The following is a 19,404-nucleotide window of genomic DNA, read 5'->3' as shown; positions in this document are numbered from 1 at the left end:
CAGATTAGATGTCCGCTTACAAGATCACTGAACACAAGTACGACATGGTCGTGGTGGGTGCCGGCGGCGCCGGCCTGCGTGCCACGTTCGGCTTGGCCCAGAAAGGCCTGCAGACGGTCTGCCTGACCAAGGTCTTCCCGACCCGGTCGCACACCGTGGCGGCGCAGGGCGGTATTTCCGCCGCGCTCGGCAACATGGGCGAAGACGATTGGCGCTACCACTTCTACGACACCATCAAGGGCTCCGATTGGCTGGGCGACCAGGACGCAATCGAGTACATGTGTCGCGAAGCGATTCCGGCCATCATCGAGCTGGAACACTACGGCGTGCCGTTCTCGCGTACCGAAGAGGGCAAGATTTATCAGCGCCCGTTCGGTGGCATGACCACCAAGTACGGCGAAGGCCCGTCGGCGCAGCGCACCTGCGCGGCAGCCGACCGTACCGGCCACGCCATGCTGCATACCCTGTATCAGCAGTCGCTCGCCCACAACGCGCGTTTCATGATCGAGTACTTCGCACTCGACCTGATCTTCGACGAAGAGGGTGTCTGCCGCGGCGTGCTGGCGCTCGACATGGCCGAAGGTTCGTTGCATCTGTTCCGCGCCCACGGCGTGGTGCTGGCCACCGGCGGCTATGGCCGTGCCTACTTCAGCGCCACCTCCGCTCACACCTGTACCGGTGACGGCGGCGGCCTGGTGATGCGTGCCGGCCTGCCGGTGCAGGACATGGAGTTCGTGCAGTTCCATCCCACCGGCATTTACGGTGCGGGCTGCCTGATCACCGAAGGCGTGCGCGGCGAAGGCGGCATTTTGCGCAACAGCAACGGCGAGCGCTTCATGGAGCGCTATGCACCGCATTACAAGGATCTGGCCTCGCGCGACGTGGTATCGCGCTCGATGACCGTGGAGATCCGCGAAGGCCGCGGCGTCGGCGAGCATAAGGATCACATCCTGCTCGACCTGACCCACCTCGGCCCGGAAGTCATCAACGAAAAGCTGCCCGGCATCGCTGAAAGCGCCCACATCTTTGCCGGTGTGGACGTGACCAAGCAGCCGATCCCGGTGCTGCCGACCGTGCACTACAACATGGGCGGCATTCCGACCAATTTCTACGGCGAAGTCGTGCGCAAGCAGGGCGACGACCCGGATGCGGTGGTGCCCGGCCTGTACGCGATCGGCGAAGCCGCCTGCGTGTCAGTGCACGGTGCCAACCGTCTGGGTTCCAACTCGTTGCTGGATCTGGTGGTGTTCGGCCGTGCGGTGGCAAACCGCTGCGCCGAGACGGTCAAGCCCAACCAGCCGCACAAGACGTTGCCGTCCGATGCCTGCGACAAGGCGCTTGGCCTGCTGGACAAGTTGCGCTATGCCAACGGCTCCACGCCGACCTCGGTGATCCGCGACAACATGCAGCGCACCATGCAGTCCGACGCTGCGGTGTTCCGCACCAGCAAGACGTTGAAAGAAGGCGTGGACAAGATGGCCGAGATTTTCGCCACCTTTGAAGACGTCAAGGTGTCCGACCGCTCGCTGGTGTGGAACTCGGATCTGATCGAGACCTATGAATTGAACAACCTGCTGCTCAATGCAGTGGCGACGATCAATTCGGCCGAGCAGCGCAAGGAAAGCCGCGGCGCGCATTCGCATGAAGACTTCCCGGACCGCGACGACGTCAACTGGCAGAAGCACACGCTGGTCACCGTCGACGACAAGGGCAAGTGCGAGTTCGAATACCGCCCGGTGCACATGTACACGCTGAGTCAGGACGTGGATGTCGTCCCGCCGAAGCCGCGCGTTTACTGATCGATGCGCATGCAACGCGCCTTCGCTGCAGTGAAGCCAGCCGCCGGCTTGTCCTGGCGTAGTGGTAATTACGTGCAGCGGTCGGGGTGTTTCATCACGCATGGGCAGCGCCGGCAATACGCCGGTCGTTGCACCGCCGCTTCGGTGGCGGCATCCATCGTCTTTACCTTCATGCGCACGGTGCGGCTGTCGCTCGCACCGCGCATCGCCTGAGCCAACGAGAGCAGCTATGGCAGAGTTCACCCTCCCCAAGAATTCAAAGATCGGCAAGGGTAAGCATTACCCTGCGCAGGGCGCCAAGAACACGCGCACCTTCAAGGTCTACCGCTGGGATCCGGATGGCGACGCCAACCCGCGCACCGACAGCTACGAGATCGATCTCGACAAGTGCGGCCCGATGGTGTTGGACGCACTGATCAAGATCAAGAACGAGATCGACCCGACCCTCACCTTCCGTCGTTCGTGCCGCGAGGGCATCTGCGGCTCGTGCGCGATGAATATCGACGGCACCAATACGCTGGCCTGCACCAAGGCGATCGATGCCTGCGGCAAGGCCGAAGTGCCGATCTACCCGCTGCCGCACATGGATGTGATCAAGGATCTGGTCCCGGACCTGACCCACTTCTATGCGCAGTACGCGTCGATCAAGCCGTGGATCCGCACTCAGACGCCAGCGCCGCCGGATCGCGAACGCCTGCAGTCGCCGGAAGACCGCAAGAAGCTGGATGGCTTGTACGAGTGCATCCTATGCGCATGCTGCTCGACCAGCTGCCCGAGCTACTGGTGGAATGGCGAGCGTTACCTGGGCCCGGCGATCCTGCTGCAGGCGTACCGCTGGATCGTCGACTCGCGCGATGAAGACACCGGCGCACGTCTGGACGATCTGGAAGACCCGTTCAAGTTGTATCGCTGCCATACCATCATGAATTGCGCACGGACCTGCCCGAAGGGCCTGAATCCTGCGCTGGCGATCGCCGAGATCAAAAAGTTGATGATGGCGCGTCGCGCCTGATCGCAAGGCACAGAGGTCTCGCGTTTGCGGGATGTGGTTCTCAGCGGCACCGGCCTGATGGTCAGGTGCCGCTGTCGTTTTCGCTCCCGCCGCAGGGCAGGGAGGAGAGAGAGATGGACGAAGAAACCTTGTTGAAAAAGCTGCGCTGGCGTTGCCGGCGTGGCATGCGCGAGCTGGATCAGCTGTTCGGGCGCTATCTGGATCAACGCTGGGCGCAGGCTTCCGAGTCAGAGCGCGCGGTTTTCCTACAGCTGCTGGATTGCGAAGACGATAAGTTGTGGCGCTGGTTCATGGGTTACGAGGCTTGCCCGGATGTCGCCAACGCCGCACTCATCGCCGATATTCGCGCCTTGCCGGCTTGAGTGGCGGCCCTCGCGCGGGCTTGTTTGCGCACTGAGCCTGCTCGCCGTGCTGGCACTGTGCGCCGTCTGGCGCAGCGGTGTGCCGGCCTGGTTGGCTGTCATGTCGTCCATCGTTGTACCGGTATCGGTCGGAAGATCACTGTGGCTGCTGTTGCGTTCGCCACTGCGGCAGCTGGTCGTGCCGTGGAGCGAGAGCCCCGCCAGCATTGACGGCACCCAGGTGCAGAACCTGCAGGTTGCCTGGCGCGGGCCGATTGCGGTGGTGTCATGGACCCGGCTGGATGCGCGCCGTGAGCGCCTGCATTTCTGGCCGGATACCTTGCCGGCGCCGCAACGACGTGAACTGCGTCTGGCCGCCCAGGCACACGCGATTTCGTCCGGGCGTCCGCAAGTGTCACCATAGCGTCCCTTTTCTGGTTGAACCGCATGTTCAAACCTATCCCGGTTGCCATCGGCTTGCGCTACCTGCGTGCCAAGCGGCGCAATGGCTTCATCTCGTTTATCTCGATGGCATCGATCCTGGGCATCGCCCTGGGCGTCACCGTGCTGATCACCACGTTGGCAGTGATGAGCGGTTTTCAGAAAGAAATCCGCGACCGCCTGTTGCAGATGGCGGCGCACGCCACCGTCAGCGCCGAAGGTGCGCCGATGCGCGACTGGCAGCATGCGGTCGAGGTCGCCATGGCTGACCCGCGCGTTGCCGGCGCCGCACCGTATATCGAAACCGAATCGCTGCTGCAGGGCCCGCGCAAGCAGCCGGCCATCGTGCGTGGCATCGTTCCGGCCGAAGAGAACAAGGTGTCGGTGCTGGCCAAGAAGATGCAGCAGGGCTCGGTCGATAGCCTGACCCCGGGTTCCTACAACATCGTCATCGGCAAGGAGCTGGCGCTGTGGTTGGGCGTGGATGTGGGCGACAGCATCGTTGTCTTGCTCAGCGACACGCAGGCCACGCCGCTCGGCGCGATGCCGCGGCTCAAACGCTTCACCGTCAGCGGGATTTTCGAAGCTGGCTACAACGAGATCGATCGCGGGCTGGCCGTGGTCAACATGCAGGATCTGGGGCGGGTCTTGCGCATGGATGGCGTCACCGGCGTGCGGCTGCGATTGCACGACATGGATCAGGCCTGGAATGTCGCGCGCGATCTGGCGCTGAAGTTGCACGGCCCGTACCGGGTGAGCGATTGGACCCAGGAAAACGCCAATCTCTATCACTCGTTGAAGATGGAAAAGACCGTGATGGGCATCCTGCTGTCGCTGATCGTGGCGATGGGTGCGTTCAACCTGGTGTCGTCGCAAGTGATGCTGGTCACCGACAAGCAGGCCGACATTGCGATCCTGCGTACGCTGGGCTTGTCGCCTGGCGGAGTGATGCAGGTGTTCATGGTGCAGGGCTCGTTGATCGGCTTCATGGGCACGATCATGGGGGTGATCGGCGGCATCGTGCTGACGCTCAATCTGGAGCGCATCCTCGGCCTGATCGAGGCGATCTTCAGCGTCAAACTGCTGCCCGAAGATGTGTACTACATCACTGGCCTGCCCACCGACATGCAAACCCAGGATGTGGTGGTGATCACATTGGTGGCCTTGGTGATGAGTTTCCTGGCGACCTTGTACCCGGCGTGGCGCGCCTCGCGTACCCAGCCGGCGGAGGCGTTGCGTTATGAATGAGATCCTGGAATCGCGCGTGCAGAAGTCAACTCCAGCAGATGTGGTGATCCGCGCCGAGGCGCTGGCCAAGACCTACGCCGAAGGCAAGATGCGTACCCCGGTGTTCGATGGTCTGGACCTGTCGGTGGCGACCGGCGAGACGGTAGCAATCGTCGGCGCGTCCGGCGCGGGCAAGAGCACGTTGCTGCATCTGCTCGGCGGGCTGGATATTCCGACGTCGGGCGAGGTGTATGTCGCTGGCAGGCGCATGTCGGCGCTGTCCGATGGCGAGCGCGGCAGGCTGCGTAACCAGGCGCTGGGCTTCGTGTACCAGTTCCATCATCTGCTACCGGAATTCACCGCGCTGGAAAACGTGATGATGCCGGTGCTGCTGTCGGGCAAGGAGGTGGCGGTGGCGCGCGGGCAGGCATTGCAGCTGCTGGAATCGGTCGGGCTCGGCCATCGCATCGAGCACAAGCCCAGCGAGCTGTCCGGCGGCGAGCGGCAGCGCTGTGCGGTGGCGCGTGCGCTGGTGAACAAGCCGGGATGCGTGCTGGGCGACGAGCCCACCGGCAATCTCGACGACAAGACCGCTGGCACCGTGTTCGAGCTGATGTTGGAACTCAACCGCGCGCAGCGCACCAGCCTGGTGTTGGTCACCCACGACCGCAGCCTGGCGCGTCGTCTGGATCGCGTGCTGGAGCTGCATCAAGGCAAGCTGCGCGAGCTGGCACCCTCGGCAGTGTGAGTGCTTGCGATGCGATCGGGTTGCCGGTCGTGTCGCGCAATAAAGTGGACGTAGCTCTCGCGATATGTCGCTGCGTGCAGGATGCGCAGTGCTTTCGTTTGGTGCGTCGCTCACTTGGTGCTATGTCCAGAGCGCAGCTCTAAAAGCGGCTAACAAAACCTAGCGAGCAGGTGCCAGGTGGGTGTGGACGGCGCGTTTAGAGCTGGCGTGTACGAGTGGTACCTGCCGCACCGAGCACTGGCTGCGCCCATCTTGCGGTGAGCACAGTCGTTTTGTTAGCTGCTCCAAACCCCTGAACTCCACCTCTATCCACATCGCTGCGGGCCATTGCGACCTGCAGCGATGCGTTGGCATCGCTCAAGGAATGATGCGCAGTGCCCGCAATCGGGTGAACAGCTCGAAGAACGAGGCGCGGCTGTCGTAGAAGTCAACAAAGCCCAGTTCGCGGCTCTTGGTCATGTCGTTGACGCACTCGATCTCGCGGCCCAGGTCGGCATCGGTATGCCACCACGAGGCCAGACGATTGACGTCCGACTCGACCAGATTGTGCTGCGCAGCCAATTCGGCCCACAGCGCCGGTGCGGTTTCGGTCAGGCGTGCTTCCAACGGCTGCGGCGTGTCGGGGCAGGGTGCGGCATCGAGGTCGAAGAACGCGGCGATCTCGCCCCACATCCAGCGCCAGCGGAATACATCGCCATTGACGGTATTGAATGCCTGGTTGCGCGCCGCCGGGCTGAGACCTGCCCAGGCCAGCTGACGGCCGAGCAGTCCGGCGTCGGTCAGATCGGTGAGGCTGTTCCACTGCGCCTGCGAACCTGGGAACACGAACGGCTGGCCGGTGTGCTTGCACAGCGATGCGTAGACCGCCAACGTCACGCCCATGTTCATCGCATTGCTGCCATTGGCCATGCCGATCATGGTGTGCGAGCGATGCACGCTCCATCCGAAACCGTGACGCTCGGCATGCGCGAACAGCAGGTCTTCGAGTGTGTAGTAGAAGTTTTCGCCCGGCTGACGCGGCTCGCTTTCGCGGAACGGCGTTTCAGCCTTGCCGCTGCCGTAGTTTTCGAACGCGCCCAGATAGTGCTTGGTGCCGGTGACCAGCGCCATGTGCTGCAGCGGCGCGTCGCTCAACGCATCGCACAGGTGCCGCATCATCGCGCCGTTGGCCTCGACGTTCTCGCGTTCGGTGTCGCGACGTGTCCAGGTACAGAAAAAGACGTGGGTGATCGGCAGACCGCGCAGCGCGTTGTTGGTGCTGTCGGCGTCCAGCAGATCGGCGGCGACAGGAATGACGCCGTCATGCGGCAGCGGGCGACGCGCCAGGCCGTAAACGGTCCAACCGTCGGCTACCAGCACGTTGGCGAGGTTATAGCCGGAGATGCCGGTCACGCCGACAATCAATGCAATGCCTTTACGCATGTGGGGGAACTCCTCAAAGACAGTGTCGAACATAGCGCTTCGGTCATGAAATCGAGGCGAATGCAGCACTAGGTGCCCGGCTGGACTCATCGGACGTTGGCTGCGTCAGCTGCACCTGATCGATCTGCCCGGTTCGACGTGTTCGCCTCGACCAACGGCTGCCCAGGCCCCGGTACGTACTCGATCGATCCGATCCATATCCTGCAGCAGTGCCCGGCATTGGCGACACACGAACACTACCCGTGGGCATTCGCGCCGAACAACGGCGTGCCGGCAATGTGCTACAGCAGATCCGGTGTCTTCCTACGGTCTTGCGCGCACATCACCGCTGCCGTCAGTCAATGGGGTGGCCTAGCGTTGTTTCCTGGATCAGGACGATCAGGAGCATAGGCGCCCCTATGGATGTGGATGTGTCGGCACATGCGGCGCCGCTGCCGCGTCTTGCATCGGCAGTGCCGGTCGCAGTCGCGTTGCTGCTGGGCGTGGTCATTTGTGCATGGTCGCCAGCGCCACTGCCGCAGGCGCTGTATGCCGCCAGCCTGTTCGCGGGTGTGCTGGGCATCGCGCTGACCCTGTGGCTGCACCCGCAGCGACCTGTGTGGATGCTGGTGCTTGCAACGGCTGCGGTGGGCTTCGGGCTAACCGGCTGGCAAGCCGCCCAGGTAGTGCAGTCGCAACTGCTACCGCGTGATGAAGCGCGCGAGATTACCGTGCGTGGCCGCATTGTCGGGCTGCCGGTGGCCGAACAGCGGCGTACGCGCTTCCAGTTGCGCGTCGATCACCATCTAACGCAGCCGGCGGCCCTGCGCGGCAAACTCTTGCAACTGGCGTGGTACGACCCTTTCGGCGCCGATCAGATCGGGCCGCGTGCTGCCCTGCGTGCTGGGGCGGACTGGCAACTGCAGCTCAAGCTTCGCGCACCGCGCGGTCTGCGTAATCCGGGTGGGTTCGATGCGGAGCGTCAGGCGTTGGCGCAGCGCCTTGCAGCCACCGGTTACGTGCGCGACCTCGGAGCTGCGCGCGAGACTGTCGCCCCGCGTGGCGTGGATGCCTGGCGCGACCGGATGTCGCTGCGAATTGCCGAACAGGTCTCCGGGCCTTCCGCGCCTTACCTGCGTGCACTGGCGTTGGGCGACACGCGCGGACTGGACGACGCGGCATGGGCGACTCTGCGCGCGACCGGGCTCAGCCATCTGATCGCCATCTCGGGATTTCATGTCGGCCTGGTTGCCGCGTTCGTTGCATTGGCGGTGGCCGGCGTGTGGCGATGGCGGCCGGGTTTGAGCCTGCTGATGCCGCGCGTCCACGCCGCAGCCATCGCCGCGCTGCTCGGCGCGGCTGCGTACGCAGTGTTGGCAGGGCTGGCGCTGCCCACGGTCCGCACCGTGCTGATGATCGCCGTCGTCGCACTGGCGCGGGTCGCGCGGCGACGCGCCACAACCGCGCAGATTCTCGCGCTGGCCTTGCTTGCAGTGCTGGTATGGGACCCGCTGAGCGTGCTGGTGGCTGGCTTCTGGCTCAGTTTCGCCGGTGTCGCCTGGCTGGTGTGGTGCCTGCCCGCAGATGACCGGAGCATTCTGCGCGGCTTCCTGTCCGCGCAGACCGTCGCCACCGTCGGCTTGCTTCCGCTGACGGTCAGTTTGTTTGGACAAGCATCGCTGGTGGGCCCTTTGGCCAATCTTGTCGCCATTCCCTGGTGGACCTTTGTGGTGGTGCCGCTGTGTCTGCTGGGAACGGCGCTCGAGGCACTGCATGCCGGTGCGGGCGTTTGGGCGTGGCACTTGGCGGGCTGGTGCTTTGAACTCACCTGGCCGGGGTTTGTCTGGCTTGGGCAGACCACGCTGGCGTTGTGGTGGGTGCCCGAATCCGATGCCATTGCGCTGATTGCAGCGTTGCTGGGCGCGTTCTGGCTATTGCTGCCGCGAGGCACGCCGGGCAAGGCCATGGCGGTGCTGCTGTGGCTACCGCTGTTATGGCCGGATCGTGCCTTGCCCGGTGCTGGCGAAGCCGATCTGCAGGTGCTGGATGTGGGGCAGGGTCTTGCAGTGTTGGTGCGCACGCAACGGCACGCGCTGCTGTTCGATACCGGCCCCGCAGTGCGCGATGGTTTCGACGCCGGTGAGCGCGTGGTGCTGCCCGCCCTGCGTGCGCTCGGGGTACGCCAACTGGATGCACTCGTGCTCAGTCATGCCGATGCCGATCATGCCGGTGGCTACGCAGCAGTGCGTGCAGGGCTACCGGTCGCGATGACGTCTGCGCCGCCGGGCGCGCCGCTGGACGTCAGTGAGCGCTGCCAAGCCGGCCAGCAGTGGGAGTGGGATGGCGTGCGCTTTCGCTTTCTGCATCCAGGTGCGGATTTTCCGTACCTGCGCAATCAGTCCAGCTGCGTGCTGCGGGTCGAGACGCGGCATGCCAGTGCGCTGTTGCCAGGCGATATCGACGAACTCATCGAGCATCGGTTGATGCGCGAGCAGGTTGCGGGGCTGCGTGCCGACGTGGTCGTGGTGCCGCACCATGGCAGCGCAGATGGTTCGCATGCCGGCTTCATTGCCGCCACGGGCGCGCGGCTGGCGCTGGTGTCCTCCGGGCATGGCAACCGTTTTGGCCATCCCCGCACACAAGTAGTTCAGCGCTGGCAGGGCAGTGGCGCGGAATTGCTCGACACTGCCCAGTCCGGTGCGGTCAGGGTCTGGCTGGGCGCGGATGGCCTGCAGGTGCGCGAGCGACGGCGTTGGCAACCACGTCTGTGGGATGCTGCGGAACGGCGTCGGTCGACTGCTATCCTATCGGCCAGCGAACAGGCGGCCGCGTTGCCGGAGGAATCGAATCGTGTTGGAGCTGGTCAAGGCGGGCGGTTGGCCGATGGTGCCGTTGCTGTTGCTGGGCGTGATCGCCCTGGCGATCGTGCTGGAGCGTCTGTGGACGTTGCGCCGCAACGAGGTGACGCCGCCCGGGCTGGGCGAAGAGGTCCGTAACTGGGCTGCGCGCGGCCAGCTGGATCCCACCCATATCGAGTCGCTACGGCGCAATTCGCCACTGGGTGCGCTACTGGCTGCTGCACTGGATGTCCGCGGCCGTTCGCGCGATCTGGTCCGTGAACGCATCGAAGACACCGGTCGCCACGTGGTGCATCGCATGGAGCGCTATCTGAACGCGCTGGGCACCATCGCGTCGGCCGGCCCGCTACTGGGTTTGCTCGGCACGGTGGTCGGCATGATCCAGATGTTTCTGGGCATCCTCGATCACGGCGTGGGCGATGTGAACCAGCTGGCCGGTGGCATCGGCAAAGCGCTGGTGTGTACCGCCACCGGCATGATCATCGCGGTGCCTGCGCTGATGGCGCATCGCTTCTTCAAGGGGCGCATTGCCGGCTACATCATCGAGATGGAGCAGGAAGCCACGCTGCTGCTGGACACCATGGATGGCCGAGGGGGTCCGGCGCCCGCAGCGCCGGCAGCGGCGGGCAGCAAGCCTGTCATGGCAAAGGGCTGACGGATGCGCATCGGCAGCGACCGAAGCCAGGACGAGCCGCAGATCGACCTGGTGCCATTGATTGACGTCATTCTCGTCCTCATCATCTTCTTCGTGGTGACCACGACTTTCGACGCACGCTCGACGCTGCAGCTGCAGCTACCGACCGCCAGTGACCAGAACACCAGCGCGCCGCCGCGTTCGCTCAGCGTGCTGGTCAATGCCGACGGGCATTACTTCATCAACGACCAGGAAGTGTTGCGCTCGGATGTGGACTCGCTGAAGCAGACCATCGCTCAGATCGCCGGCGACGACCGCGAGCAGACGGTGCTGATGCGCGCCGATGCGCGTACCCCGTATCAAGCCGTGGTCACTGCGCAGGATGCGTTGGGACAACTCGGCTTCCGGCGTATCGCCATTGCGACTGCACCTCAGACCGGCACTGCCGGCAAAACACGCAATAACGGAACCCGCCAGTGACCACCTCCAACGACCGCCCGGCGCCAGTGTCGTCCTGGCGCACGTACCGTCGCCTGTTGGCCTTCGCCAAGCCGTACCGGCTGTTGCTGATCGCTGCGCTGATTGCCGCGTTGGTCGAAGCCGCCGGCACCACCGGCTTTCTGGCGTTGATGAAGCCGATCACCGACGAAACTTTCATCTACAAGAACGCCGACGTCAGCCGTTGGCTGCCGGTGCAGATCATTCTGCTGTTTGTGGTACGTGGCATTGCCGGCTACATCACCGACATGGCGATGGGCAAATCCGCACGCAGCATCGCGCGCGATCTGCGCATCAAGGTGATGGCCAAGTATCTGCGCCTGCCAGGCTCGCGTTTCGATTCCGAACCGGTCCCGTCGATGCTGATTCGCCTGGGCTCGGACTCGGATCAGGTTGCACAGGCTGCGGTGGATGCGGTCAAGGTGATGATCCAGCAGTCGCTGCAGGTGATCGGCGCATTGGCGCTGATGCTGTGGCACAGCTGGCAGGTCACGCTGACCATCCTGGTGCTCGCACCGGTACTGGCGTGGGTGATGGACAAGGTGGCGCGTCGGTATCGACGCATCAGCCACAGCATCCAGGAGAGTGGCGCGCATCTGTTGCAGGCCGCCGACCAGACCTTGTCCAGCCACCAGGAGGTCAAGATTTACGGCGCCCAGCAAACCGAGATGGAGCGGTATGGCGCGCTGGCCGATCGCAATTTGCGGCTGGCGATGAAGGTCGAATCCACTCGCGGCATTTCCACTGCCACCGTGCAGATGATCGGCGCAATCGGGTTGTCGGCGCTGTTGTTCGTGGCCGGTGCCCAGGCTTTGGCCGGGCGTCTGACCGCTGGCGACTTCGTGGTGCTGATGACCTCGATGCTGACGATCATTCCAGGCCTCAAACAGCTCACCAATGTGCAGAACATGGTGCAGCGTGGCCTGGCCTCGGCCGAGCGGCTGTTCTCGGTGCTCGACAGCCCGGACGAGCCCGATCAGGGCGCGGTGCCGCTGACGCGTGCGAAGGGCTTGATCGAGTTTCGCGATGTGACCGCGCGCTATCCGGGGCAGGTGAATCCGGCACTGGCCGAGGTCAGCTTCGTCGCGCAGCCCGGTACGGTGACGGCGATCGTCGGCCGCTCCGGGAGCGGCAAGTCCAGCCTGATCAAACTGATCCCGCGTTTTTACGAGGCCGAGGCCGGACAGATCCTGCTCGACGGTCACCCGGTGCAGGCGTATTCGTTGGCCGATCTGCGTCGCCAGATCGCGCTGGTCGGCCAGCAGGTCATGCTGTTCGACGGCAGCATCGCCGACAACGTGGCCTATGGCGAAATGCGCACGGCAGATGCCGGCCAACTGGAGCGCGCGATCCTTGGCGCCAATGCGATGGAGTTCGTGGCGCAATTGCCCGAGGGTCTGCAGTCGCACGTCGGCACCAAGGGCGGGCGGCTGTCCGGAGGGCAGCGCCAGCGGCTGGCGATCGCACGCGCGATGCTCAAGGATGCGCCGATCCTGATCCTGGACGAAGCCACTGCGGCGCTGGACAACGAGTCCGAGCGACTGGTGCAGGATGCCTTGCACAAACTGATGCCGGACCGTACCACGCTGGTGATCGCGCACCGGCTGTCCACCATCGAGCATGCCGATCAGGTGCTGGTGATGGACCAGGGCCGCATCGTCGAGCGCGGCACGCACACCGAATTGCTGGCGCAGGGCGGGCTGTATTCGCATCTGCACGGCATGCAGTTTCGCGAACGTCAGGCATGAGCAAGCGCGGCACCCGCACGCCGGGGTATTGGTACGACAATGCGCCGATACCGCTACCGGCGCGTTTATTGGCACCCATCTACGGCGCCGCCATCGCGCTGCGGCGCGGCTTGTACCGCCGCGGCTGGCGCAAGCGGCATGGCGTGCCGGTGCCGGTGATCGTGGTCGGCAATGTCACTGCCGGTGGCACCGGCAAGACTCCGCTGACCATTGCCTTGGTTTCCAAGCTGCAAGAAGCCGGCTGGACCCCCGGCGTCGCCAGCCGCGGCTATGGCCGCGATGATTCCGGCACTGCCCGGTGGGTCGATGCGGACACGGCAGTCGCACTTGGCGGCGACGAGCCTGTGTTGATCGCCTGGAAAACCGGCGCACGCGTGCGCGTGGATAGCGACCGTGTCGCCGCCGCGCGCGCACTGGTCGAGGCGGGGTGCGACATCATCGTCTGCGATGACGGGTTACAGCATTACCGGCTGGCACGCGACGTGGAAATCGAAGTGGTCGACGGACAGCGCCGCTATGGCAATGGCCGCCTGCTACCGGCCGGACCGCTACGCGAACCGGCCGCGCGCGCACACGATTGCGACTTCCGCGTGGTTAATCTGGGCCAGGCCAGCGCCACCACAGCGCCACAAACAATGGACGACGCCGGTTTCGGCGAATGGCAGATGCGCCTGAGCATTGACAGCGTGCAGCCAATGGACGGCAAACGGGCGCAACCGCTGAGCATGCTGGCCGGCCAGCGCGTGCACGCCGTGGCCGGTATCGCGCACCCGGAGCGCTTTTTTGCCATGTTGCGCGCCCGCGGGATCGGCGTCGTCCCGCATGCCTTTCCCGATCATCATGTGTATCGCTCCGCAGATTTCAGTTTCGGTAGCCGCCTGCCAGTGTTGATGACCGAAAAGGATGCGGTGAAGTGCCGGCCGTTCGCCGACGAGTGGCTGTATAGCGTGCCGCTCAAGGCGGAGTTGCCGGCTGCGTTCTGGGTGAGTCTGCTGGATCGGCTGGACAAGTTGGCCAGCCGGCAGGGCGTTTGATCTTGGCGGTGTGTCGTGCGGCGCTCGCTGCGCATGCAGGAGCGGTTGCGCGTCGCCCCTGGGGTTCGCCCGATCGCCAATGCCACTTGAGACCGGGCAGCGATTGGCTTGCTGAGACACTGCGCAGGCACGCGACGCGCGTGAAGCGGCTAACAACACGGTGCGAGCAGGCGTCAGGTGGGACGGGCCGCGCGCTCAGAACCGCACTGTACGCGTGGGACAAACCGCACCGGGTACCGGCACGCGCCGGCCTGGCGCTGAGCACAGCAGTGGTGTTCGCCGCTCCTGTTCCAGCACGAGGGCTGCATCCTTGCGCGGCCGCACCAGCGACAGTGGCTACACGATTGCTGGCGCCATGCTGTGCTGTAGCCGTCGCAGCGCGGCAGTTTTCGCCGGCGCTGCTGATGCAAGAGTGCGATACATGCTAGACCGTCCCGCCGTTCCAACACTCCTTGCTGCCGAGAGCGCAACCACATGACCAACACCCTGTCTGCCGATTTCGTCGTCGCCATTCCGGCGCGCTACGCGTCCACACGCCTACCGGGCAAGCCGCTGCAGTTGATCGGCGATCGTCCAATGATTCAGCACGTGGCCGAGCGGGCGCTATTGGCAGGCGCACGCGAGGTATGGGTCGCGACCGATGACGTACGAATTTCAGACGCGATCGAGGGCGTGCCCGGTGTGCACGTGGCGATGACCGGAAGCGACCATGTCTCCGGCACCGATCGCCTGGCCGAATGCGCGCGCATCGCCGGCTGGGACGCGGACACCTGCGTGGTGAATCTGCAAGGCGACGAACCGTTTGCGCCGGCTGCCGGCATTCGCGCGGTCGCCGAGCTGCTGCTGCGCTCCGGCGCGGAGATGGCTACGTTGGCCGCGCAGGTGGATAGCGCGCACGATCTGTTCGATCCCAATGTGGTCAAGCTGGTGCGCAGCGCGAGCGGGGATGCACTGTATTTCAGCCGTGCGCCGATTCCCTGGCACCGGGACAGCTTCGCCAGTCAGCGCGACCGCTTGCCCGAGGAGGGGCAATGGCTGCGTCATATCGGCATCTACGCCTATCGCGCCGGGTTTCTGCAGCAGTTCGCGGCGATGCCGCCCGGCCTGCTGGAACGCATCGAGTCGCTGGAACAGCTGCGCGCGATGGAAGCCGGTCACCGCATCGCCGTTGCGCTGACGCCCGAGCAATTTCCGCCGGGCATCGATACGCCGGACGATCTGGCACGTGCGCAAGCGCGGGTGGCATCGGCATGAAGGTCTTGATCGTGTGCCTGGGCAATATCTGTCGTTCGCCGATGGGCGAGGGCGCCTTGCGCGCGCGGCTGGACGAGGCACGCGTGTCGCGCCGCATCGAGGTCGACTCGGCCGGTACCGGCGATTGGCATGCCGGCGATCCGCCCGACCCGCGCGCCATCCGTTGCGCGCGCGGACACGGCGTGGATATCTCCGGCCTGCGCGCACGTCAGGTGCGCGACGAGGATTTCGACCACTTCGATTGGCTGCTGTGCGCAGACGGCAACAATCTGCGCGATCTGCAGCGTCTGGCGCCATCAGCGCAACGCGACAAGGTCGCGCTGTGGTTGCCGTGGGCCGGCGTGGACGCGCGCGACGACATCCCGGACCCGTACACCGGCGGCAGCAAGGATTTCGAGGAGGTCTGGCAACTGGTCGATACCGCGGCGCGACAGACGGTCGCCAGACTCACCCGCGGCTAATCGCGCTTGGGCATAATTACCGCATGACTGCCCAGCTCACCCAGGAACTGCCGGAATTTCCCACCTGGCTCAATGCCAGGCCATCCACCTTGCAGGAGCATCGCGGCCGCGCGCTCGTGCTGGCGTTCGTCAACGCCAGCTCGGTGTGGTGCGCCGAGCGTCTTGCCGAGCTTGCGCAATGGCAGGCGCGTAGCCCCGGGCGGCTGCAGGTGATCGTGGTGCAGGTGCCGCGCTTCGATAGCGAACGCCTGCCACAACGCTCGCTCAAGCAACTGCGCGGGCACGGCGTCAGCGCGCCGATCCTGCTCGACAAGGACTGGGAAACCTGGCGCCGCTTCGGTATCGAATCCTGGCCTACGCTGGTGTTGCTGGATGCCTATGGCCGCGAACGCCAGCGCCTGGTGGGTGTCACCGCTGATCTGGACAAGGCGTTGGCCGCATTGTGCGAAGGCCAGCAACCGCCCTCCGACGCCGACCTGCAAGTCATTGCAGAACGCGACCCCGAACAGCGGCTGGCGCTGCGCTTTCCGACCGGCCTGGCTGCCACCGAAGACCGTCTGTATATCGCCGATACCGGGCACCACCGCGTGCTGGAATGCACGCATGGCGGCCGGGTGCTGCGGCAATTCGGCCACGGCAATGCTGATCTCATCGATGGCGGTACCGGCGAAGCGGCCTTTCGTCGTCCCCAGGGTCTGGCGCTGGAGCGCGATCAGCTGTACGTCGCCGATACCGGCAATCACGCATTGCGTCGCATCAACCTGCGCAGCGGGCAGGTGGACACCTTGTGCGGCACCGGTCGCTCAGGCGAGCCGGTGGAAGGGCCGTTGGCCTTTGCCGGTGCGTCTGCACTGAACTATCCGCAAGGTCTGGCCATTGCCGACAACCAGGTGCTGATCGCCATGGCCGGCGACAACCGCATCTGGAGTTACGACCTGGGACGCGCTGCACTGAGCGCGCGTGCCGGCACCGGGTCCCTTGAAATTCGCGACGGCAGCGGTCATCTGGCGGCCTTCGCGCAACCGGCAGGGCTGGCGGCGGTGCAGCAGGTTGCCTACGTGTGCGATGGGTTGGGCTCCTCGATCCGCACCATGCAGCTGCGCGGCGATCTGGTGCAGACCTTGGTGGGCGGGCAGGGCATCTGGCAGTTCGGTGATGAAGACGGCCCCCGCGGCACCGCGCGCCTGCAATTTCCGCAAGCCATCGCACTGGGCGCCGATTCGCCGATGCTGTGGATTGCCGACACCGGTAACGGACGGCTGCGCTGCCTGCGTCTGGGCGGCGGCGAACTCACCACGGTCGAACTACCGCGACGTCTGCACGGCCCGGCCGGGCTTGCCGTCGCCGCCGGCGCAGTCTGGATTGCCGAAACCGATGCCCATGCCGTTTTGCGTTACGACCTTGCAAGCGGCGCACTGAGTGATGTTGCGATAGAAGAATGAGCGCAAGGCCCCAAGCCGACTTCGATGGAAAAGCGTTTGCTGCGCGACTGAGCACCGCGCCCGGCGTTTACCGCATGTATGCGAGCGACGACACCTTGCTGTACGTCGGCAAGGCCGGCGCCTTGCGTAAGCGTGTGGGCAGCTATTTCAACGGCACGCCAAAGAATGCGCGGCTGACCTCGATGCTGTCGCAGGTCGCGCGTATGGACGTCACCGTGACCCGCAGCGAGGCCGAAGCGCTGCTGCTGGAAAACCAGCTGATCAAATCCTTGTCGCCGCGCTACAACGTGTCGTTGCGCGACGACAAGAGTTATCCGTACGTCCTGCTGACGCGCGAAGACTGGCCGCGTATCGCGCTGCACCGCGGCCCGCGTGCGGTGCAGGGGCGCTATTTCGGCCCCTACACCGGCGTGACCGGCGTGCGCGAGACGCTGAGCCTGATGCACAAGCTGTTCAAGCTGCGCAGTTGCGAAGACAGCGTGTTTCGCAACCGCTCGCGGCCGTGCCTGCAGTATCAGATCGGCCGTTGCAGCGGCCCGTGTGTGGATCTGGTGGCCGCGCCCGATTACGCCGAATCGGTACGCCGCGCCACCATGTTTCTCGAAGGCAAGAGCGATCAGCTCGGCGAAGAGATCATGCAGTCGATGCAGCAAGCCAGCGAAGCGCTTGAATTCGAGCGTGCCGCGCGTCTGCGCGATTTGCTGTCGTCGCTGCGCGGTATGCAGAACCGCCAGTACGTCGACGGCCGCGCCGCCGATCTGGATGTGCTGGCTTGCGCCACCCAGTCCAGTCAGGCTTGCGTGTTGCTGCTGAGCTTCCGCGACGGCCGCAACCTGGGCACGCGCTCGTTCTTTCCCAAGACCAACGGCGAAGACAGCGCCGACGAAATCCTGGCGGCCTTCGTCTCGCAGTACTACGCCGAACATTCGCCGCCGCGCGAGATCTTGCTGGATCGCGAGATTCCCGACGCCGAACTGATCGAGGCCGCGCTCAGCACTGCCGCCGAGCACAAGGTAGCGCTCAAGTGGAACGTGCGTGGCGAGCGCGCCGGCTACTTGTTGCTGGCGACCCGCAACGCGCAGCTGACCCTGGTGACCGAGCTCACCAGCCAGAGCGCGCAGCACGCACGCAGCGAAGCCTTGCGCGAGATGCTGGGCTTGGCCGAGCAGGTCAAGCGCGTGGAATGCTTCGATATCAGTCACACCATGGGCGAGGCCACGGTGGCGTCGTGCGTGGTGTTCGACGCCAGCGGCCCGGTGCGCGGCCAGTATCGCCGCTTCAATATTTCCGGCATCACGCCGGGCGACGATTACGCGGCGATGCGTCAGGCGATCGAACGGCGGTTTCGGCGTGCAGTGGAAGAAAACGGCGTCCTCCCCGATGTGCTGCTGATCGACGGCGGCGCCGGCCAGCTGGCGCAGGCGCAGGCCGCATTGGCCGACCTTGGCGTGGAGAACGTCGTGCTGGTCGGCGTGGCCAAGGGCGAGGAGCGCAGGGCAGGGCACGAGGCGCTGATCATGGCCGACGGCCGCGAACTGCGACCGGGCGCAGCCTCGCCCGCGCTGCAATTCATCCAGCAGGTCCGTGACGAAGCGCACCGCTTTGCGATCACCGGCCATCGCGGGCGCCGCCAGAAAGCGCGCATGACCAGCAAGCTCGAGGATATCCCTGGCATCGGACCACGCCGCCGCGCGAGCCTGCTCAAGCATTTCGGTGGCCTGGTCGGTCTCAAGGCGGCCGGCGAAGCCGAGATTGCGCGGGTGGACGGGGTCAATGCCGCACTTGCTGCGCGAATCTACGCTAACCTGCACGGGCTGGCGCTTCCCGATGCGGCAGGCGAGTCGAGTCCGTAATGAAGTTGACCATCCCCACGTGGCTGACACTGCTGAGGATCCTGATGATCCCGGTGTTGGTCGTGGTCTTCTACCTGCCATACACCTGGACGAACTTCGCTTCGGCCGGTGTGTTCGCGCTGGCCGCCATCACCGACTGGCTGGATGGCTGGGTCGCGCGGCGGTATCACCAGTATTCCGCGTTCGGCGCGTTCCTCGATCCGGTTGCCGACAAGTTGATGGTCGCCGTCGCCTTGTTCCTCATCGTGCAGGGGCATCCCACGCCGTGGATGGCGTTCTGGGCGGCCGTCATCGTAGGCCGCGAGATCGCAGTCTCCGCATTGCGTGAGTGGATGGCAGAGATCGGCCAGCGCGCCAAGGTGCGCGTTGCAGCGATCGGCAAGATCAAGACCACGGCGCAGATGGTCGCGCTGCTTTGCCTGCTGTATTCGGTCACTCCCGGCCAGATGCCCACGCATCAAATCTGGCTGGGCAATCTGATCTTCCGTGCCGGCTATTGGACACTGGCGATCGCTGCGCTGCTGACGTTGTGGTCCGGTTTTCAGTATCTGCAGGCGGCATGGCCGAGTCTGCGCGCCGACGAAAAAGCGGCGATCAGCAACAAGCCGAAAAAAATCGAAAGCAACAGTTGACAGCTATCCTGTTCGCTGTAG

Annotated in this window: 18 protein-coding genes and 2 other RNA genes; 17 read left to right on the top strand and 3 right to left on the bottom strand. The window is 64.8% G+C overall.

Going from position 1 to position 19,404, the window contains the following annotated elements:
• Window positions 1-8 precede the first annotated feature (8 nt).
• The 7 genes from sdhA to lolD all read left to right on the top strand — a co-directional run bounded on the left by sdhA (window position 9) and on the right by lolD (window position 5,568).
• Window positions 9-1,799: a succinate dehydrogenase flavoprotein subunit gene (sdhA, locus tag VC212_RS17600; RefSeq protein WP_055854164.1), complete on the top strand. Its 1,791-nt coding sequence runs from the start codon at window positions 9-11 to the stop codon at window positions 1,797-1,799.
• A 3-nt stretch (window positions 1,800-1,802) separates the two neighbouring features.
• Window positions 1,803-2,012 carry a hypothetical protein gene (locus tag VC212_RS17595; RefSeq protein ID WP_323526503.1) on the top strand — a complete coding sequence of 70 codons (210 nt, stop codon included), beginning with the start codon at window positions 1,803-1,805 and terminating at the stop codon, window positions 2,010-2,012.
• Between the two features lie 16 nt (window positions 2,013-2,028).
• Window positions 2,029-2,811, top strand: a complete 783-nt coding sequence (locus VC212_RS17590) for a succinate dehydrogenase iron-sulfur subunit (protein ID WP_055854167.1) — start codon at window positions 2,029-2,031, stop codon at window positions 2,809-2,811.
• A 113-nt stretch (window positions 2,812-2,924) separates the two neighbouring features.
• Complete coding sequence (locus tag VC212_RS17585) at window positions 2,925-3,173, top strand: succinate dehydrogenase assembly factor 2 (protein ID WP_055854170.1); 249 nt, start codon at window positions 2,925-2,927, stop codon at window positions 3,171-3,173.
• Window positions 3,124-3,576 carry a hypothetical protein gene (locus VC212_RS17580; RefSeq protein WP_323526502.1) on the top strand — a complete coding sequence of 151 codons (453 nt, stop codon included), beginning with the start codon at window positions 3,124-3,126 and terminating at the stop codon, window positions 3,574-3,576. The genes VC212_RS17585 and VC212_RS17580 overlap by 50 nt, the downstream gene beginning before the upstream one ends.
• 23 nt (window positions 3,577-3,599) lie before the next feature.
• Window positions 3,600-4,841 (top strand): lipoprotein-releasing ABC transporter permease subunit, encoded by a 1,242-nt coding sequence (locus tag VC212_RS17575; protein WP_055854177.1) that lies wholly within the window; start codon window positions 3,600-3,602, stop codon window positions 4,839-4,841.
• Window positions 4,834-5,568 (top strand): lipoprotein-releasing ABC transporter ATP-binding protein LolD, encoded by a 735-nt coding sequence (gene lolD, locus VC212_RS17570; RefSeq protein WP_161961624.1) that lies wholly within the window; start codon window positions 4,834-4,836, stop codon window positions 5,566-5,568. Before VC212_RS17575 ends, lolD begins: the two co-directional genes overlap by 8 nt.
• 147 nt (window positions 5,569-5,715) lie before the next feature.
• On the opposite strand, the gene VC212_RS17565 is transcribed toward lolD, so the two are convergent.
• Window positions 5,716-5,792, bottom strand: a non-coding RNA gene (locus VC212_RS17565) — sX9 sRNA.
• A gap of 133 nt (window positions 5,793-5,925) precedes the next feature.
• Window positions 5,926-6,990, bottom strand: coding sequence for an SDR family oxidoreductase (locus tag VC212_RS17560; protein ID WP_115527850.1), 1,065 nt, complete (start codon window positions 6,988-6,990; stop codon window positions 5,926-5,928).
• Between the two features lie 398 nt (window positions 6,991-7,388).
• On the opposite strand from VC212_RS17560, the gene VC212_RS17555 reads away from it, so the two are divergent.
• From VC212_RS17555 to lpxK, 5 genes are read left to right on the top strand one after another with little or no spacing between them, the layout of a single operon-like run.
• Window positions 7,389-9,965, top strand: coding sequence for a DNA internalization-related competence protein ComEC/Rec2 (locus VC212_RS17555; RefSeq protein WP_323526497.1), 2,577 nt, complete (start codon window positions 7,389-7,391; stop codon window positions 9,963-9,965).
• Window positions 9,853-10,482 (top strand): MotA/TolQ/ExbB proton channel family protein, encoded by a 630-nt coding sequence (locus tag VC212_RS17550; RefSeq protein WP_323526514.1) that lies wholly within the window; start codon window positions 9,853-9,855, stop codon window positions 10,480-10,482. Before VC212_RS17555 ends, VC212_RS17550 begins: the two co-directional genes overlap by 113 nt.
• A 3-nt stretch (window positions 10,483-10,485) precedes the next feature.
• A complete protein-coding gene (locus VC212_RS17545; RefSeq protein ID WP_055854186.1) occupies window positions 10,486-10,941 on the top strand; it encodes a biopolymer transporter ExbD in 456 nt (151 codons plus the stop codon).
• Entirely contained in the window at window positions 10,938-12,707 is a 1,770-nt protein-coding gene (gene msbA / locus VC212_RS17540; protein ID WP_115513076.1) for a lipid A export permease/ATP-binding protein MsbA, read from the top strand. The genes VC212_RS17545 and msbA overlap by 4 nt, the downstream gene beginning before the upstream one ends.
• Complete coding sequence (lpxK, locus tag VC212_RS17535) at window positions 12,704-13,741, top strand: tetraacyldisaccharide 4'-kinase (RefSeq protein WP_323526495.1); 1,038 nt, start codon at window positions 12,704-12,706, stop codon at window positions 13,739-13,741. The genes msbA and lpxK overlap by 4 nt, the downstream gene beginning before the upstream one ends.
• A gap of 147 nt (window positions 13,742-13,888) precedes the next feature.
• Here the strand turns inward: lpxK and VC212_RS17530 are convergent.
• Window positions 13,889-13,964, bottom strand: a non-coding RNA gene (locus tag VC212_RS17530) — sX9 sRNA.
• A 251-nt stretch (window positions 13,965-14,215) separates the two neighbouring features.
• On the opposite strand from VC212_RS17530, the gene kdsB reads away from it, so the two are divergent.
• Genes kdsB through pgsA form a run of 5 tightly spaced genes read left to right on the top strand, consistent with a single transcriptional unit; the run spans window position 14,216 to window position 19,383 of the window.
• Entirely contained in the window at window positions 14,216-14,995 is a 780-nt protein-coding gene (gene kdsB, locus VC212_RS17525) for a 3-deoxy-manno-octulosonate cytidylyltransferase (protein ID WP_323526494.1), read from the top strand.
• Window positions 14,992-15,456: a low molecular weight protein-tyrosine-phosphatase gene (locus VC212_RS17520; protein WP_323526493.1), complete on the top strand. Its 465-nt coding sequence runs from the start codon at window positions 14,992-14,994 to the stop codon at window positions 15,454-15,456. The genes kdsB and VC212_RS17520 overlap by 4 nt, the downstream gene beginning before the upstream one ends.
• A gap of 23 nt (window positions 15,457-15,479) precedes the next feature.
• Window positions 15,480-16,898, top strand: coding sequence for a hypothetical protein (locus VC212_RS17515; RefSeq protein ID WP_323526492.1), 1,419 nt, complete (start codon window positions 15,480-15,482; stop codon window positions 16,896-16,898).
• Window positions 16,895-18,751, top strand: coding sequence for an excinuclease ABC subunit UvrC (uvrC, locus tag VC212_RS17510; RefSeq protein WP_323526491.1), 1,857 nt, complete (start codon window positions 16,895-16,897; stop codon window positions 18,749-18,751). Before VC212_RS17515 ends, uvrC begins: the two co-directional genes overlap by 4 nt.
• A complete protein-coding gene (pgsA, locus tag VC212_RS17505) occupies window positions 18,751-19,383 on the top strand; it encodes a CDP-diacylglycerol--glycerol-3-phosphate 3-phosphatidyltransferase (RefSeq protein WP_104615655.1) in 633 nt (210 codons plus the stop codon). The genes uvrC and pgsA overlap by 1 nt, the downstream gene beginning before the upstream one ends.
• The last annotated feature ends 21 nt before the right edge of the window (window positions 19,384-19,404 follow it).

Origin of the sequence: Xanthomonas sp. WHRI 8932A, from assembly GCF_035012785.1 — a bacterium.
Classification (GTDB): domain Bacteria; phylum Pseudomonadota; class Gammaproteobacteria; order Xanthomonadales; family Xanthomonadaceae; genus Xanthomonas.
The sequence above is the reverse complement of the archived record's forward strand: the minus strand, read 5'-3'. Positions and strand labels throughout refer to the sequence as shown.

What these genes read in the sequence shown, in the direction of transcription:
- VC212_RS17595 (WP_323526503.1), top strand. Translation starts at nt 1,803, where the DNA reads ATGCGCATGCAACGCGCCTTCGCTGCAGTGAAGCCAGCCGCCGGCTTG.
- sdhA (WP_055854164.1), top strand. Translation starts at nt 9, where the DNA reads ATGTCCGCTTACAAGATCACTGAACACAAGTACGACATGGTCGTGGTG.
- kdsB (WP_323526494.1), top strand. Translation starts at nt 14,216, where the DNA reads ATGACCAACACCCTGTCTGCCGATTTCGTCGTCGCCATTCCGGCGCGC.
- VC212_RS17515 (WP_323526492.1), top strand. Translation starts at nt 15,480, where the DNA reads ATGACTGCCCAGCTCACCCAGGAACTGCCGGAATTTCCCACCTGGCTC.
- VC212_RS17590 (WP_055854167.1), top strand. Translation starts at nt 2,029, where the DNA reads ATGGCAGAGTTCACCCTCCCCAAGAATTCAAAGATCGGCAAGGGTAAG.
- VC212_RS17545 (WP_055854186.1), top strand. Translation starts at nt 10,486, where the DNA reads ATGCGCATCGGCAGCGACCGAAGCCAGGACGAGCCGCAGATCGACCTG.
- VC212_RS17575 (WP_055854177.1), top strand. Translation starts at nt 3,600, where the DNA reads ATGTTCAAACCTATCCCGGTTGCCATCGGCTTGCGCTACCTGCGTGCC.
- lpxK (WP_323526495.1), top strand. Translation starts at nt 12,704, where the DNA reads ATGAGCAAGCGCGGCACCCGCACGCCGGGGTATTGGTACGACAATGCG.
- VC212_RS17550 (WP_323526514.1), top strand. Translation starts at nt 9,853, where the DNA reads ATGGTGCCGTTGCTGTTGCTGGGCGTGATCGCCCTGGCGATCGTGCTG.
- VC212_RS17520 (WP_323526493.1), top strand. Translation starts at nt 14,992, where the DNA reads ATGAAGGTCTTGATCGTGTGCCTGGGCAATATCTGTCGTTCGCCGATG.
- lolD (WP_161961624.1), top strand. Translation starts at nt 4,834, where the DNA reads ATGAATGAGATCCTGGAATCGCGCGTGCAGAAGTCAACTCCAGCAGAT.
- uvrC (WP_323526491.1), top strand. Translation starts at nt 16,895, where the DNA reads ATGAGCGCAAGGCCCCAAGCCGACTTCGATGGAAAAGCGTTTGCTGCG.
- VC212_RS17585 (WP_055854170.1), top strand. Translation starts at nt 2,925, where the DNA reads ATGGACGAAGAAACCTTGTTGAAAAAGCTGCGCTGGCGTTGCCGGCGT.
- VC212_RS17580 (WP_323526502.1), top strand. Translation starts at nt 3,124, where the DNA reads ATGTCGCCAACGCCGCACTCATCGCCGATATTCGCGCCTTGCCGGCTT.
- VC212_RS17555 (WP_323526497.1), top strand. Translation starts at nt 7,389, where the DNA reads ATGGATGTGGATGTGTCGGCACATGCGGCGCCGCTGCCGCGTCTTGCA.
- VC212_RS17560 (WP_115527850.1), bottom strand. Translation starts at nt 6,990, where the DNA reads ATGCGTAAAGGCATTGCATTGATTGTCGGCGTGACCGGCATCTCCGGC.
- pgsA (WP_104615655.1), top strand. Translation starts at nt 18,751, where the DNA reads ATGAAGTTGACCATCCCCACGTGGCTGACACTGCTGAGGATCCTGATG.